This is a genomic window from Thalassospira sp. CH_XMU1458 (assembly GCF_037027205.1).
Lineage (GTDB): Bacteria > Pseudomonadota > Alphaproteobacteria > Rhodospirillales > Thalassospiraceae > Thalassospira > Thalassospira tepidiphila.
The window spans coordinates 157,277-172,895 of record NZ_JAYMDW010000002.1 but is presented as its reverse complement, the minus strand read 5'-3'; the positions used below and the strand labels follow the sequence as shown (position 1 = coordinate 172,895).

Sequence of the window (15,619 nt, the reverse complement as noted above, 5' to 3'; positions counted from 1 at the left end):
CGATGTGGAGCATCGTTCAAGCGGTGTAACGCAGCGAAACATCGCCAAACCGAACCCTTCGGGCCGGGACATCCATCCGCCCTGCAGCGTCACGGATCTTGACCGTAGCACCGCTACGCCCTGCGATCCATTCCTTGCCGGACACAAGAATGTCCTCGGCAAAACGATGTAAGATAATCGGAGCAGACTCTAGGTATCCGATCTTGCGTTGGGATCTGTCCGTTCAATCAGCACGTCGGCAACCGCGATCAATGCGTCCTTTGACGAGGCGCCGAGTTCGATTGCTGCGTCATAGATTTCGCGCTGTCTGCGCGCACTGGTGCCGCGTTTTATGATGGTGCGTGCATGTTCGACTTCATCAACACAACCAAAGAATTCAGCATCGGGCCGGATCAGCTCCAAGATCTCCTCAAGCAGATCTGCATAGGGCACGATTTCACCCCGGCCAAAATCGATCAGACCGGCCTTCTCGCCCGGATCACTGCCATAACGGCATGCCCGCCAGCGGTTTTCACGCACAAGCATGTTGGCATAAATCCGCCAGCGTTGATTGTTGCGCCGCAAACGATACAGCATGCGCATCAAACATCGCGTAATCGATGCAACACAGACCGCGTCCTCAAGGTCGGTACAAACATCGGCGATCCGCATTTCAAGGGTCGGCCAGCGATCACTTGGCCGCAAATCCCACCAAAGCTTTGTGCCATCCTCGATCACGCCGGCATTGATCAGCATATCGACATGGCGGCGATATTCCGCCCAGGATCCAAACACTTCCGGAAGGCCGGTGCGCGGCAGGTTATCAAACACCGACAAGCGAAATGTCTGAAGCCCGGTTTCCTTGCCGCGCCAGAAAGGCGAGCTTGTGGTGAGTGCGAGAAGATGGGGCAAAAAATAGCTCGCCTGCGCCATCAGTTCGATACGCAGGTCGTCATCTTCGATCCCGACATGAACATGCATCCCGCAAATCAGCAAACGGTCGACCACGGTGCGCAGATCGCGCGCGATGGTGTTGTACCGTTCGCCATCGGTATGTTTCTGATCGTCCCATTGTGCAAAGGGATGGGTCGATGCCGCCAGCAGCGCCATATCGTATTTCGCCGCCACCTCGGAAAGCGTGCTGCGCATTTCAATAAGCTGCTCACGCGCCTCAAGTGCGCTGTTGCAAACCTTGCTGCCAGTTTCGACCTGACAGCGCATAAATTCGCTTGAAACCTGATCGCCAAGCTTTGCCTTGGCGTCCTTGAGGAATTCGGCAGGCGGGTCTTTGGCAAGATCGCGCGTTTCACGATCCACGAGCCAGAATTCTTCTTCTATGCCGATGGAAAATCCCGGCTCGCGCGCGTTGGCCCCTGCCAAATCAGTCTCTCCTGATCTTGTAAAGGTTCGGATCCGCAAGGATGTCGGCAAAGGCATCGCCAAGGATTTTTGCCCATTTTTCACATCCCGCGTCAGTATCGATCAGATCCTGACGGATTTCAATCGACACACAGGGAAGACCAGCCGCTTCGCCGTGATGGTCAATCGTGTAATCGGCCAAATGACGCCCGGAATAAGGTTCGTTATCGCCGATGGTCAAATCCGGGTTTTGCGCCCGCAGCGTTTCAAGCAGTGGCACCGGAATGCGATCATCCTGATCCCACAAAACACCGATTTCCCATGGGCGTTCAAAGCCCTGAAACACGGGTGTAAAGCTGTGAATGGCAATCAGAGCCGGGGCGATTTTATGGGCGTGGAAATTGGCAATCTGTTCTTCGATCGCCCAATGATAGGGCAGGAAAATCTCGCGGATGCGCTGCATATGTTCGCTCGGCGAGACATTCTTGTTACCCGGCACCACGGTCTGATCGGCGATTTCCGGCATCCCCGTCGGATCCCAAAGCTGGCGGTTGCAATCAATAACCAGCCGCGAATATCCGCCAAGAACTGCGCGGCAATCAAACCGTTCGACCAGAATTTCGGTCACCTTGCGCGCACCGATATCCCAACCGATATGGCGTTTGCGCTCTTCCTCGGGCAGGCCGAGCGTGCCAAGGCTTTTGGGGATTTCCCGGGACGCGTGGTCACAGACAAAAAGCGAATGACCCTTGCCGTTTTCGTTCAATATCTCAAACGGGGCTGGATCATCATGGCCCAAAAGGGTCCCGGCTTGGTTCGGCACGCGAGTTCTCCTGAAATCTGGTGGTCTTTGGGTATCTGCTGGTTTGATGGCGGTATCCCTCGGTACCACTGCCACCAAAGCGCCAGTGAAAGTGGGGCGGATACGCCACTCATCCCCTGTTGAACTATCAATTTATCTCTACCGAAACAAGATTGCACTGCAATAAGCGCGCGCGGTGCATATCGACACTTTGCGTCGCCGCCAAACATCCCGTAAACTGGTATGACCATTGCGCGAACCAATATCGACATCGCTGCACTGGCAGAGAAAAACACGATTGGAGACAACCCAACATGCCGTCTGCCAAGACGCTTCAGGCACAAGACGACGCGGAAACCAAGCGTCCCAAAAGGATTGCTGATCAGGTTGCCGATCAAATTCTTGAAAAGATCTCGGATGGCATTTTTCTGCCCGGTGATCGCCTGCCCGGCGAACGCCAGCTTGCCGAAAGCATGTCGGTCAGCCGCGTGTCGGTGCGCGCCGCCCTGCAAAAGCTCAAGACCCGCGGGTACTTGCGCGCAGTTCAGGGTGGCGGCACGGAAATCCTGTCATCCACCGGGATCGACATGGACACCGCGATGACCGATCTGGTGCGCGATTCGATCAGTAATCTGCGCGATCTTCAGGAAATTCGCTGCACACTTGAAACCTGGGCTGCACGGCGGGCTGCGATCAACGCCAGTGACGAGGATATCAAACTTCTGCGCATGGCCTATCGTCAGGCGCATGACCCACGGCGGGCCGCCAAATACCGTGCGGATGATGACCACCGCCTGCACATGATGATCGGCCGAGCGACGGGCTCGATCATTTACTATCACGTGATGAAAATGCTGCATGATGTGTTGCAGGCAGCACTCAATGAAATCCGCTTCAATGGCATGGTCGGCCCGACCTTTGATCGCATGGTGCAGGAACATCACCGCGACATTATCGAAGCCATCGCGGCCCACGACCCCGACGCCGCCGAAAAGGCGATGTCGAACCATCTGCAGGCCGTGATCGACTTTTTCAAGACCGCATCCGACAAGCAGGCGACCTAAAAAACCCGGACCAAACCGGCCACAATCCAATCAGGGAAACCCGATATGACGACTTCGCGCGAAAAACTTCTGGCTTTGATGGATGCGGCACTAAAGGCCGCCGACCCCGGGGTTCAGATCCCGCGCAATCTGCCCGAACCGCCAAAGGGCAAAACCATCGTCATTGGTGCGGGCAAGGCATCGGCCAATATGGCGCGTGCGTTCGAAAAGGCCTGGAAAGGTGACGTCGAAGGTTTGGTTGTGACGCGCTATGGCCATGCGGTTGAGTGTGATCAGATCGAGATCGTCGAGGCATCCCACCCCGTCCCCGATGCTGCGGGCGAAAAGGCGGCCAAGCGCATCCTTGATATCGTTTCTGATGCCGGCCCTGATGATCTGGTGGTCTGCATGATTTCCGGTGGTGGATCGGCGCTTCTTGCCCTGCCCGGACCGGGTTTGACACTTGAAGACAAACAGGCCATCAGCAAGGCGCTTTTGCGCAGCGGTGCGACGATTTCGGAAATGAACTGTGTGCGCAAACACCTGTCCGCGATCAAGGGTGGCCGCCTGGCCAAGGCCTCGGCACCGGCGCGCATGGTGACCTATCTTGTATCTGATGTGCCGGGTGATGATCCGGCGATCATTGCGTCGGGCCCGACGGTGTCTGATCCGACGACCGGGCAAGATGCACTTGATATCATCCGCCATTATCAGATCGACATTCCGCAGGCTGCCGAAGACCTTCTGCAAAGTGCAGAGGACGAGACAATCAAACCCGATGATCCCTGCTTTGACGGTCATGAAACCATCATGCTGGCCCGCCCGCAGGATAGCCTCGAGGCCGCAGCATCGGTTGCACGTGACATGGGGCTGAATGCCGTCATCCTTGGTGACGCCATCGAGGGTGAGGCACGCGAAGTCGCCATCGTTCATGCCGGGATTGCCCATCAGGTTGCCAATCATGGCCAACCGGCGACAAAGCCCTGTGTCCTGCTTTCGGGCGGTGAAACCACCGTCACCGTCCGCGGCAAGGGCGGCCGTGGTGGTCGCAATAGCGAGTTTTTGCTGTCACTTTTGCTGCAACTTCGCGATCAGCCGGGTTTCACGGCACTGGCAATTGATACCGATGGTATTGATGGCAGCGAAGACAACGCCGGGGCAATCATTGACGCCAAAAGTTGGCAAACCGCCCAGAAGGCCGGTATCGACCTTCGCGAATATCTGGCCAACAACGATGCCTATAGCGCGTTTGCCAAGATTGATGACCTGCTGGTCACCGGCCCGACCCTGACCAACGTCAATGATTTCCGGGCGATCCTGATTGAAAACTGAGTTTCCGCCAAGCTGGAGAGTCACTGCGGATGTCAAGTAAGGGACATTACCTCGGCGGAAGTAGTTTACTTCGCTCCGGGAAAGCGAAAATCCTCGGAGAAAAAAGGCCGCTTTTGCGAGATGCCACCTCTGAAGGTTCACTTAAAAATCCAGGACAGGACAAGCTGGCTTGCCGAAATCTGAAGAGCGCACGTTCGACATTACTTTTTCGATCATACGTAAGGAATTGCAGAGCGATGTCGTTAGCCGGACGCCCATGGAATCCACCGCCAAAACCAATTTTGAAGCGCTTTAACAATAATTTAGACGCGATAAAGGATGCAGTAATGCGGGATCCCTCATTCACTGACTAAGGATCAAGGTTACTTTGGCATCCATGGACGGACCCAGCCAAGCCCGTCTTCGGTCTTGCCGTGCGGCTTGTATTCGCAGCCGATCCAGCCTTCATACCCAATGCGATCCAGCATATAGAACAGGAAGGGGTAATTCAGTTCCCCGCTGTCAGGCTCATGCCGACCGGGCGCGCCCGCGACCTGAACATGGGCGATGCTGTCGATATGTTTATCCAGTCTTGCGGCGATGTTCCCGCCGACGATCTGGGCGTGATAAATATCGAATTGCAGTTTCAGGCGCGGGTGATCAAGCTGTTCAAGGATGACGGCCGCCTGTTCGATGGAATTAAGCAGATAGCCCGGCATATCGAGCGGATTGATCGGCTCGATCAGGATATCGACGCCGGCCTGATCGGCAAGGTCCGCAGCATAAAGCAGATTGTCGCAATAAAGCCGGGCAAGTTCGCCGGGATCTTCGCCCTTGCCCATCAAACCGGCCATGCAATGGAGCATCTTGCAATCGGTTGCCGCCGCGTAATCAAGCGCCTGCACGACTGAGTCGCGAAACTCATCTTCGCGTCCAGGACGGCACGCCAATCCGCGGTCGCCTGCCTCCCAGTTACCGGCTGGCAGGTTAAACAAAACCTGTTCCAGACCGTTGTCATTCAAAAGCGATTTAACCGTCGATAACGGCATGTCATAGGCGCCGATATATTCCACCCCGACAAAGCCTGCATCTGCCGCCGCGGCGAACCGTTTTTCAAACGGCAAGTCGGCAAACAGAAACGAAAGGTTGGCGGCAAAGCGGGGCATGATCCATCCACACGAATGATTAACAATGGCACATGGTTTCCGATGCAGCCCGCAAGGTCAATCGTCAATCGCCAGATTGCTCGGTACGTGGTGCCGAAGATGCCACTTCGCTTCTGATCCACTCCCCGAATGCTTCAACTTCGCGAAGGTTATCGCCCCGGCCAGTGTGCACATAGTGATAAAAATGCCCTTTGATTTCCGGGCCAAATGGCATCACCAGCAATCCTGCATCAATTTCTGCGCACACCATCACAGGACTGGCCAAAACAACACCTTGGCCTGCAATCGCCGCCTGAATGGCGTGACTGTCATCGGAAAAACTGATCCCCGCAGATGGCAAGTGATCTGCAGCACCTGCCACCTGCCCCCACCTTTGCCATGTCGGGGTCGCATCATCCGGGCGTAACCAGTCAAAATGCAGCAAGGTCGCATTGCGCAAGTCTTCCGGTTTTTTCAGGCCCAGTGCCGGACTGCAAAGTGGCACGAACTGTTCACGAAACATCGTGTGTGCAACCAATCCCGGATAGGGGCCGACACCATATCGAATGGCTGCATCCGCCACACCGCCGGCAAGGTCGACGGCCTCTGGCGAGGTATGAAGTCGCAAGTTGATATCGGGGTATTTTGCCTGAAACCCAGACAGGCGTGGCAACAGCCATTTTGCTGCAAAGGATGGAATGACCGAAACCGTCATGCTGCGCGATACCGGGCGGTTCCGCACCCGATCAACCGCCTTGGCAAAGGCGGCAAAGCCATCACGCAAAACCGGATACAACTCCTGCCCGACATCGGTCAGAACAACCTGCCGTGGCTTGCGGTCAAACAACCGGACACCCAGCGTTTCTTCAAGCAGACGCACTTGATGGCTGATCGCGGTCGGCGTGACGCCAAGCTCGGATGCGGCATTCTTGAAACTTTGATGGCGTGCTGCGGCCTCAAAGGCGCGCAGGGTCGCAAGCGGCGGCAACGACATATGAATGAATTCAACTCATCTATTGGCTGAGGAATTCGATTTTGCCGTGGGAATAAAATTCCGTCAATCCTTGGTCATGAAACCAAAATACAGATGAACCATTTTCATCACATGGAGAAAATGATGACCAGAATTCTTCATATCGACAGCAGCGCCCGGCCCGGTAGGTCCGATCAGAAACAACATGGTTCGCACAGCCGCCGCTTGACGGCCAAGTTCATCGAACACTGGTTGGCCAAGCGACCGGAAAGCGAAGTGATCTATCGCGATGTCGGCGCAAATCCGCCAAGCCCGGTGACCGGGGATTGGGTCCATGCTGCATTCACCAAACCCGAAGACCGCGAAGCATGGATGCACCGCGCCTTGCGCGAAAGCGATCAATTGGTCGACGAACTGCTTGCCGCTGACATCATCGTTGCCGGGGTGCCAATGTATAATTTCGGCATGCCGTCACAGATGAAGGCCTGGGTGGATAACATTGTCCGTGTTGGTCGGACATTCGGTTTTGACCGAACGCGTGGCGACGTTCCCTACTGGCCAATGGTGACAGGCAACAAATCGATTGTCGCCCTGTCCTCACGTGGTGACTATGGCTATGGGCCGGATGGTCGTATTGCGCACCTGAACTTTGTTGAAGGCGGGCTGTTTACCCCGCTGCAATATATCGGCATCACCGATCAGTTTGGTGCGGCCATTGAATATGACGAGTTCGCCGACGAACGAACCGAGGCTTCCATTCACGCAGCCGAACAAGAAGTCATCGGTCTTGTTGATCAGCTTCTTGCCAAACATCGCGATGTAAAGGTCGCATGATTTCACAGGCGGGAGGGCCTGACCTTCCCGCCAACATCGCATATACCCGCACAGCTATCTGACGGATTTCACACCTCAGACCAAGACAGAGAAAGAACGGCAGGTTATAAGCAGGGTCATTGTTCGGGCTATCACGATAACAAGGACTGACCATGAATAACGCATTCACCCTTCATCCCCAGCTTGCCGCCGATACCACCCTCGTCACCGACGGGCCGCTATCGCATGTGCTTTTGATGAATGATGCGCGTTATCCTTGGCTCATTCTGGTGCCCAGACGCCCCGACCTTGTCGATTATGACGACCTGAGTGCGGAAGACCGCAAAACCCTTGGTGACGAAGTCGCGGCGGTTTCAAGCGTCATCAAACGTCGCTTTGATGCCTTCAAAACCAATGTCGCGATGCTGGGTAATATGGTTCCGCAGCTTCATTGCCACGTCATTGGTCGCTTCAAGGATGATGCCGCATGGCCGGGCCCGGTTTGGGGCGTTGGCACCGCCGAACCCTATGAAGAAGACGAAGGCCGTGACCGTCTCGCAGCCCTTCGTGCAGATCTGATATCGGCCTTCAAGCATCTTTGAAGGCCGCCCCTGACATCGCCACGGCGCAAACGCAGTGCCACCACCAAAAAGGCCACACCCCATGCCGGATCTGGGACGCGATACGATATTCCTGCTCAAACCCGACTTTGAAGATCCTGCTTGGCCAAACCAACGCTTTTACTGCTGGCATTGTGCGTTGATTGATGGGGTTTTGGGATCTTTTCCGGACTTGCTTTCCGGACTTGATATTCGCCATATCAATTGGCCCCGTCCCCGACACGATGTGATTGCGCTATTGGGCGAAGATCATCAGTCACTTCCGGTAATGATCCTGAAATCCGGCGATACATCATCGCTGCAAACCGGCACCGCAAATGGCTATGCCTTTATTGACGGCAAGGACAACATTTTGCTGGCGTTAAGCGAACGACACGGTTTCCCTGTTCCCCACCCTTGACGCATATCAAGGCAGGCAAGTTTGGAATAATGCAAAAGACGGACAGAACGAATTATCGGGATGTCCGTCATGCAGCTTGCCCTTTACGAAAAATACGACCTGCGACTGCCGCGCTATACCAGCTATCCGACCGCGCCGCATTTCCATGCTGGCGTTGATGGCAAGGTGTTTGAGGGCTGGCTGGGTGATCTTGATCCCGAACAACCGCTGTCGCTTTATCTGCATGTCCCCTATTGCGAGGAGATGTGCTGGTTCTGCGGCTGCAACACCAAGATCACCAAAACTTACAAGCCGGTGAATGGCTATGTCACAGCCCTTCTGACCGAGATCGAAGGCACCCTTGGCAAACTGCCTACAGATCAGAAATTCACAGTGTCGCACATTCACTTTGGCGGCGGCAGCCCGACCATCCTCAAGGCCGACGACCTGCGCGCCATCATGGCCGCAATTCGTTCTCGCCTTGATATCCTTGATGATGCCGAAATTGCCATTGAAATGGATCCGCGCACCGCGACCGATGATTTCATGGAAGCCATGGTCGAATGCGGCTTTAACCGTGCCAGTATCGGCATTCAGGACTTCAATCAACAGGTCCAGACGGCGGTCAACCGCATTCAAAGCATGCAGCTTGTCCGTGATGTGATCGCCAAACTGCGCTCGCACGGGATTGCCGGCATCAATGTCGATCTGATGTATGGCCTGCCGTTCCAGACCGTGGACTCACTGCGCGAAACAGTTGATCAGACGGTGGAGCTGTGCCCTGATCGCCTGTCGGTCTTTGGCTATGCCCATGTGCCATGGATGAAAAAGCATCAACAGCTTATCCCGACCGAGGCCCTGCCAAATACCGGGGAACGCTGGGCGCAGTATGAGGAAATCCAGAACCGCCTTGCCAAACATGGCTTTGTCGCCATCGGACTTGATCACTTCGCCCATCAGGCTGACAGCATGGCGATTGCGCTCAAGGACGGTAAACTGCACCGCAATTTCCAGGGCTACACGACTGACCGCGCCGAAGCCCTGATCGGCTTTGGCCCATCGGCGATCTCATCCCTGCCGCAAGGCTATGCACAGAACGATCCTGCCCTCGCCCGCTGGCAACGCGCGGTCGAGGATGGCAAATGCGCGATTGAAAAGGGCGTTGCCCTGACCAATGAGGACAAATTACGCCGCGACATCATCAATGAGCTGATGTGCAATCTTGCCGTCGACCTTGACCCGGTTTGCGCCAACCACGGCATTTCTGCAGATCGCTTCGCGCCAGAGGTCGAACGCATCAAGGCCATGACCCGGGATGGCATTGTCAAAGTTCAGGGCAATTACATCGAGCTCAGCGAAATCGGCCGTCCGCTGGTGCGTGCGGTTTGCGCAGCATTTGATACCTATCTCAACCATGCACACGGGCGTCATTCGCAGGCCGTTTAAGCAACGCAAAATCCAAACCAAAGGGAGCTTTCAGGCTCCCTTTGTCTTATTCGGCTCAGGCCCCTTTGCGCAGGGTCAGGATCGCAATTCCGCTGACCACGACCAGACCACCGAGCATCTGGATCGGGCTGATCATCTGACCCAGAATGACCCAGCCAAACAGCAATGTCGCGATCGGTTCCATATTCATCACCGGCGCATTGCGGGCCATATCAAGGCGCGGCACACTGATGAACAGAACAGCAAATGCCCCGCCATACAGCAGCATCAAGGCAAAAAGCCCCATCCATCCCGGCATCGCATTCGGAAGCCCCATACCACCGGGCAACACATCACCGGTCCCGGCAATGATCATCGAAATGAAAACAACGACCATGGTGAACATTGACCGCACCGGCCCACTGATTCCGGCAAGCTTATGATCGGTCACCCAGAAGGCCACCGAAAGAACGGTTGCAGACATCAAGGCAAACCCGATGCCCAGCCACCAGCTTGATGTCACCTCTGCCCCACCGCCGAGAATAGCTGGAAGATCAAGCGCCAGAACAAGGCCCGACAGGATAAACAACATCAAACCTGCCGCACGCAATGTAGGGCGCGGACCGCCAAGCCCCCATGTCAGCAAGGCAAGAATGATCGGAAAGGTATTAGCTGTCAGCAACGCCAGGGCGACGGGCACACGGGCCACTGCGGAATAAAGACACAGGCTTTGGATTGTGATCATCAGACCAAGCACCAATTGCCAGCGCACCAGACCACGCGGCAAACGAATGGAATGACGTTTGAAATAGACGATCGCAATCAGGATCGAAAGCGCAACAGCCGAGCGGCATAAAACAGCCAGAAGCAGCCCTGTCCCGTTTTCAAATGTCAGGCGTGCGGCAACATGGTTTGCCGCAAAAAAGCAGGCAGCAGCGGCCAAAATCGCAACCGCAATGTGGCGTGGAAACAATTGCGGTGCATTTAACGCACGCACAGCGGTGGGGTCGGTCGGGGACGAAGACATCGGGGCGATATTCCTTGGTGGTGGCGCCCGGCAAATAGACCCGATACACCACAACAAAACAAGGTGTTATCAACCTTTCAGGTCAGGGAGCGCCCAAAAGCTCCAGACAGCGCTGTGCGACCATGCGGGCCGGCTGCAAGGACGGATGCTTGAACGGCACCAGTTCGGTGTCGGGCAAAAGCGGTCTGGCATAGCCGCCTTCATAAAGGCTTTGATGCAGGCGTTTGTGCCGTTTGTTGGCCAGACCATCGGGATCAAAGATATAGACACCACCCGGTGCCGCCGCCGCCTCGCAGCACATCGAAACGGAATCACTGGTCACGATCTTCACATCGGCAAGTGCTAGATAGCCGAAATACGGGTTTTCGGCCTGGGATGTCCAGTCATGCAGGTGATAAGGCACGCCGGACGCTGCCAACCGCTCGGCGATCAGGGCTTCGTTTTCCACACCCGTACGGCGGCTGGTGGTGACAAGCAAAGACCCGTTGACCGTACTTGCAGCTTCAACCGCCTTGTCGATCAGCTGTTCTGCCATGTCTTTGGTAAAGGTCGTGCGCTTGGTACTTCCGCCAATGATTAGGGCGAACTTTGGCTCCGGCAGACCTTTGAAATGCGGGCGCCATTTGTCGGCCTCGATCAAAAGCCTGCTTTCGGTCACACGGTGCGGCGCACCGGGGATTTCGACGATGTTTTCACGAATGACAGAACGGTCATGTGCCGGCACGGCAATCAGGTCAAAGGCACTTTCGAAGCCATCCGGTCGCATGATGATGCAAATGCGGGTATGGCCGCGACTTTGCTTTTTGATCCAGCGCGCTACGGGTGCAGAACGCCGCCCGCAACAGATGACAAGATCCGGCCAGGGTGCCACCAGTCGCCTGCGCGATGCCTCATCAATCCCGATCAGACTGGTTCTGCGGATAAAGTTCGGAAGACGCACAAATTTCGTAAACCCGATATCAATGCGCTTGAAAGGCTGTGCCAGTGCCTCTGCCACCCCCAAACACTGATTGACATTGCCGGTCCGGTCATCGGCCAGAACCCAGATCAGGTGTGTGTCTTCGTCGCTCATGCAGGGAACTTTCCTGACAGGTTTGTTCGGGCTTGATCAACCGTGCATAAATGTGGTCTGAAAATCCCGCGGATGCTTTCCTGATAGGTACAGCCTGATCCAACGATTATCAAGCATGACAAGCATCGGTAAAATTTGCGCTGGGCTTTGAAATATTTTTGTAATCTAATCCCGACGCCCCACCTTTAAGGGAAGACTTCCCACCCTTAAGAAGGGGTCGATCAAAGCCCAACGCCAACGTGGACAGAATGCTGAACTCTTCGGTTTCAATCAAAAGAATATCCAGGATCGTACTATGCGGTTTGCTTGCACTGCTGCCGGTAACCGTGTGGTTGGTCACGACGTTCTGGCATGAGGCAAAGCTGATCGACATCACGGAAGATGGGCGCAACAAGCTTGAGCTGTATCGATCCAACCTTCAGGGCGCGATCAAGGAACACGAATATCTGCCGATTACGCTGGCATCGGACAAACGCATCATCGATCTTGCGATCCATGCCGATCCGGTGATCGCCAAGGCCGTCAACATTTACCTTGAAAAACTGGCAGCCGACAGCGGCGCCTCAGACATTTATTTCATGGATCAAAATGGCGACACCCTGGCTGCCAGCAACTGGAACAGCGACGCGTCCTTTATCGGGCGCAACTTTTCCTTCCGCCCCTATTTCCAGCAGGCCAAAAGCGGCCTGACCGGTCATTACTTTGCCTTTGGGATTACCTCGAACGTACCAGGTTATTACATCTCCCACCCGGTGCGCCCGGACGGGACGCGTTTTGCCGGTGCCGTGGTGGTCAAGACCCACCTTGAAACCCTTGTGCAGCGTTGGGCACGCGGCAGCGAGAGCGTTCTGGTCACCGATCAGAACGGCGTCGTTATCATTTCATCCAACCTCGATTGGCGGTTTCGCGACCTTGCCGGGCTCGGTAACAATGACCGTCCCCGCCTGATCGCGTCGCGCAAATATGGTGACTACCCGCTTGAACCGATGCCGTTGCTGGATGGGGCATGGCCGGTTGACGATAACCCGGCAATCCTCAGCCTCGGCCCGGTTGCCAGCGAAGACGAGGCACGAGCCGCAAACGAACAATCAACCGGCAAACCGCAAACGCGCCAGACCACACCAGACAAGACAACCTATCTGGTCACGGCAAGCACACTTCCCAAGCAGGGCTGGCGGATGTTTCTTTTGACCGATAAATCCGTGCTGGATCGATCCGTGATCAGTGCCGGTGCAATGGGCGGGGCTGCGCATATCATTCTGACCGGTCTGATTTTCATCATCCTGCAACGCCGGCGCGCGATGCTTGAACAGCTTGAAATCCGCGACTGGTCGCAACGCGAACTGGAACGACAGGTCCGCCTGCGCACGACCGATCTTATGAACACCAACCAGCGCCTGGCAGAAGAAATTACTGAACGGTCACGTACTGAAGACGCGCTTCGTACGGCCCAGGCCGAACTGGTCCAAACCAGCAAGCTTGCCGCACTTGGTCAGATGTCCGCCGGGATCGCCCATGAAATCAACCAGCCCCTGACCGCCATCCGGAACTATGCGGAAAACGCGATGAAGTTCATCGCGCGCGACAATAAGGAAACGGCGAACCGCAACCTGCAACGGATTTCAGAACTGACCGATCGCATGGGGCGCATTACCGGCAACCTCAAAACATTTTCGCGCCGCCCGGAACAGGATAATCATCCGGTCGATGTTCCGGCCCAGATGCAAATGGCAATCGATCTTGCGATTGAAAGCGGACGTGCAGGTGTCGAAAACATCACCCTGCACCAGCACGGCGATGTCAAACACGTCATTGCCGAGGCCAATCAGCTGACCCAGGTCTTTACCAATCTGATCAATAACGCGGCGGATGCCTGCCAGAATATGGCCAACCCCGAAATTGATATCGCGATCACCGGCGGCGAAGATCGGGTGATTGTGAAGGTCAATGACAACGGGCATGGCATTTTGCCAGACAACCTGCCCAAGCTTTTTGACCCCTTCTTTACCACCAAACCGTTTGGTGATGGTCTGGGGCTTGGTCTTTCGATCTGTTATGGCATCATTCGAAGCTTTGGCGGAACGCTCCGTGCGGAAAACCGCCCGCAAGGCGGCGCATCCTTCATTGTCGAGCTACGCTATGATGGCCCCGGCGATACGGAGCCGAAAAACAGCATCTCGACGCCTGCCTTCACGGCTGCTAAAACACCCTCAGAAACCCGCACATACCTTGCAAACCATCACGATCAGGGCTGACATGCAAATTGTCCTCTGATCCAATTATCGGGTCAAAGGATAAGCCAGTGCCAACCAGTGCCGAATGCGTTCTGTTTGTTGATGACGACGAAGATGTGCGTGAAGCCGCACAGCAAACGCTGGAGCTTGCCGACATCCCTGTCGAAGTTTACTCGGACGCAGTATCTGCGGTTGAACGCCTGAAAAAAGGCTGGCCGGGCATTGTGATTTCCGACATTCGCATGCCGAAGATGGATGGCCTTGATCTGCTGACAGAAGTCAAAAAGATCGATCCGGAAATGCCGGTTATTCTGGTCACCGGGCATGGTGATGTCGCAACCGCCGTTCAGGCCATGCATGACGGGGCATTTGACTTTATCGAAAAGCCCTATGCACCGGATCTGTTTATCGACATTACCCGCCGCGCAATGAGCCACCGCGCCCTTGTGCTTGAAAACCGCACGCTCAAGATCGAACTCGCACGCCATTCCAAAAACGCATCGGACTTTATCGGCCGCAATCCGGCGATGGAAAAGCTCCGCACCCTGATCGGCAATGTCGCGGCCACCAACGCCCATGTCCTGATCAATGGCGAAACCGGATCGGGCAAGGAAGTGATCGCGCGCAATCTGCATGAAATGTCGGGGCGTCCCGGCCCGTTTGTGGCGGTGAATTGCGGCGGCATGCCCGAACATCTGATTGAATCAGAACTGTTTGGTCACGAAGCCGGCGCCTTCACCGGGGCCGATCACAAACGCATCGGCAAATTCGAGTTTGCCGACAAGGGCACGCTGTTCCTTGATGAAATCGAAAGCATGCCGCTTGCGTTGCAAATCAAATTGCTGCGGGTTTTGCAGGAACGCGCGGTAGAACGGCTTGGATCAAACCGGGTCCTGCCAATCGACTTGCGGGTTATTGCAGCAACCAAGGTTGATCTGCGGTCGGCCTCGGCACGTGGTGAGTTTCGCGAAGATCTTTATTATCGCCTGAATGTCGTGCAGCTGCATATCCCCCCGCTTCGTGATCGCAAGGATGACATCGCGCTGTTGTTTGAATATTTCACCCGTGATGCCGCCAAGCGGTTCGACCGTACCGTCACCGCCTTGAGTGCGGCGGAACTGGCACGGTTCAATGCCTATGACTGGCCGGGCAATGTGCGCGAATTGCGCAATGCCGCCGAACGCCGGGTTCTTGGTCTTGATCCCCTAGCAAACAGCGAGGATGGCGAAGACAATTATGCCGTTCCCCTGCCCCAGCAAGTCGAGGCATTTGAAAAAAGCCTGATTACCGAAGCCCTGCGCGAACATGGTGGCAATGTTACCGCCACGGTCAGTGCGCTTGGCGTCCCGCGCAAGACGTTTTACGACAAGCTGACCAAATACAACATTGTCCCTGCCGAATTTCGACGCCCGCGTTAATCAATCGATCAGGAGCCCG

The 15,619-nt window shown here is 55.6% G+C and carries 14 protein-coding genes; 8 read left to right on the top strand and 6 right to left on the bottom strand.

All coding sequences use genetic code 11. From position 1 onward, the window contains the following. Positions 1–189: 189 nt before the first annotated feature. Both WBY09_RS08185 and WBY09_RS08180 read right to left on the bottom strand, forming a co-directional pair. Entirely contained in the window at positions 190–1,359 is a 1,170-nt protein-coding gene (locus WBY09_RS08185) for a carboxylate-amine ligase (protein WP_008891343.1), read from the bottom strand. A 1-nt stretch (position 1,360) separates the two neighbouring features. Continuing rightward, complete coding sequence (locus WBY09_RS08180) at positions 1,361–2,161, bottom strand: N-formylglutamate amidohydrolase (RefSeq protein ID WP_197145239.1); 801 nt, start codon at positions 2,159–2,161, stop codon at positions 1,361–1,363. Between the two features lie 293 nt (positions 2,162–2,454). On the opposite strand from WBY09_RS08180, the gene WBY09_RS08175 reads away from it, so the two are divergent. Together WBY09_RS08175 and WBY09_RS08170 are read left to right on the top strand one after the other, a co-directional pair. Then, positions 2,455–3,204, top strand: coding sequence for a FadR/GntR family transcriptional regulator (locus tag WBY09_RS08175; RefSeq protein WP_063087159.1), 750 nt, complete (start codon positions 2,455–2,457; stop codon positions 3,202–3,204). Positions 3,205–3,249: 45 nt separating this feature from the next. Further along, positions 3,250–4,515, top strand: coding sequence for a glycerate kinase type-2 family protein (locus WBY09_RS08170; protein ID WP_336232468.1), 1,266 nt, complete (start codon positions 3,250–3,252; stop codon positions 4,513–4,515). Between the two features lie 362 nt (positions 4,516–4,877). Here WBY09_RS08170 and otnI read toward each other — a convergent pair whose 3' ends face one another. Both otnI and gcvA read right to left on the bottom strand, forming a co-directional pair. Beyond that, positions 4,878–5,660, bottom strand: a complete 783-nt coding sequence (gene otnI / locus WBY09_RS08165; RefSeq protein WP_336232467.1) for a 2-oxo-tetronate isomerase — start codon at positions 5,658–5,660, stop codon at positions 4,878–4,880. 64 nt (positions 5,661–5,724) lie between these two features. After that, positions 5,725–6,633, bottom strand: coding sequence for a transcriptional regulator GcvA (gene gcvA / locus WBY09_RS08160; RefSeq protein ID WP_336232466.1), 909 nt, complete (start codon positions 6,631–6,633; stop codon positions 5,725–5,727). 123 nt (positions 6,634–6,756) lie between these two features. Between gcvA and WBY09_RS08155 the strand changes: the two genes are divergently transcribed. The 4 genes from WBY09_RS08155 (at position 6,757) to hemN (ending at position 9,870) form a co-directional block, all read left to right on the top strand. After that, on the top strand, positions 6,757–7,446 hold the full coding sequence (locus tag WBY09_RS08155; RefSeq protein WP_336232465.1) for an FMN-dependent NADH-azoreductase: 690 nt from the start codon (positions 6,757–6,759) through the stop codon (positions 7,444–7,446). Between the two features lie 152 nt (positions 7,447–7,598). Next, the gene (locus tag WBY09_RS08150; RefSeq protein ID WP_336232464.1) at positions 7,599–8,027 is read left to right on the top strand and encodes an HIT family protein; all 429 of its coding nucleotides are present in this window, start codon (positions 7,599–7,601) and stop codon (positions 8,025–8,027) included. A 34-nt stretch (positions 8,028–8,061) separates the two neighbouring features. Further along, on the top strand, positions 8,062–8,445 hold the full coding sequence (locus WBY09_RS08145) for a DUF3088 domain-containing protein (RefSeq protein ID WP_336232463.1): 384 nt from the start codon (positions 8,062–8,064) through the stop codon (positions 8,443–8,445). A gap of 69 nt (positions 8,446–8,514) precedes the next feature. Next, positions 8,515–9,870: an oxygen-independent coproporphyrinogen III oxidase gene (hemN, locus tag WBY09_RS08140; protein ID WP_336232462.1), complete on the top strand. Its 1,356-nt coding sequence runs from the start codon at positions 8,515–8,517 to the stop codon at positions 9,868–9,870. 55 nt (positions 9,871–9,925) lie between these two features. Here the strand turns inward: hemN and WBY09_RS08135 are convergent, their stop codons facing one another. After that, entirely contained in the window at positions 9,926–10,876 is a 951-nt protein-coding gene (locus WBY09_RS08135) for a DMT family transporter (protein ID WP_336232461.1), read from the bottom strand. A gap of 82 nt (positions 10,877–10,958) precedes the next feature. Beyond that, complete coding sequence (locus WBY09_RS08130) at positions 10,959–11,948, bottom strand: mitochondrial fission ELM1 family protein (RefSeq protein WP_336232460.1); 990 nt, start codon at positions 11,946–11,948, stop codon at positions 10,959–10,961. 302 nt (positions 11,949–12,250) lie between these two features. Between WBY09_RS08130 and WBY09_RS08125 the strand changes: the two genes are divergently transcribed. Beyond that, positions 12,251–14,203 carry a sensor histidine kinase gene (locus WBY09_RS08125; protein WP_336232459.1) on the top strand — a complete coding sequence of 651 codons (1,953 nt, stop codon included), beginning with the start codon at positions 12,251–12,253 and terminating at the stop codon, positions 14,201–14,203. Positions 14,204–14,250: 47 nt separating this feature from the next. Beyond that, a complete protein-coding gene (locus WBY09_RS08120) occupies positions 14,251–15,600 on the top strand; it encodes a sigma-54-dependent transcriptional regulator (protein WP_336232458.1) in 1,350 nt (449 codons plus the stop codon). Positions 15,601–15,619: the final 19 nt, after the last annotated feature.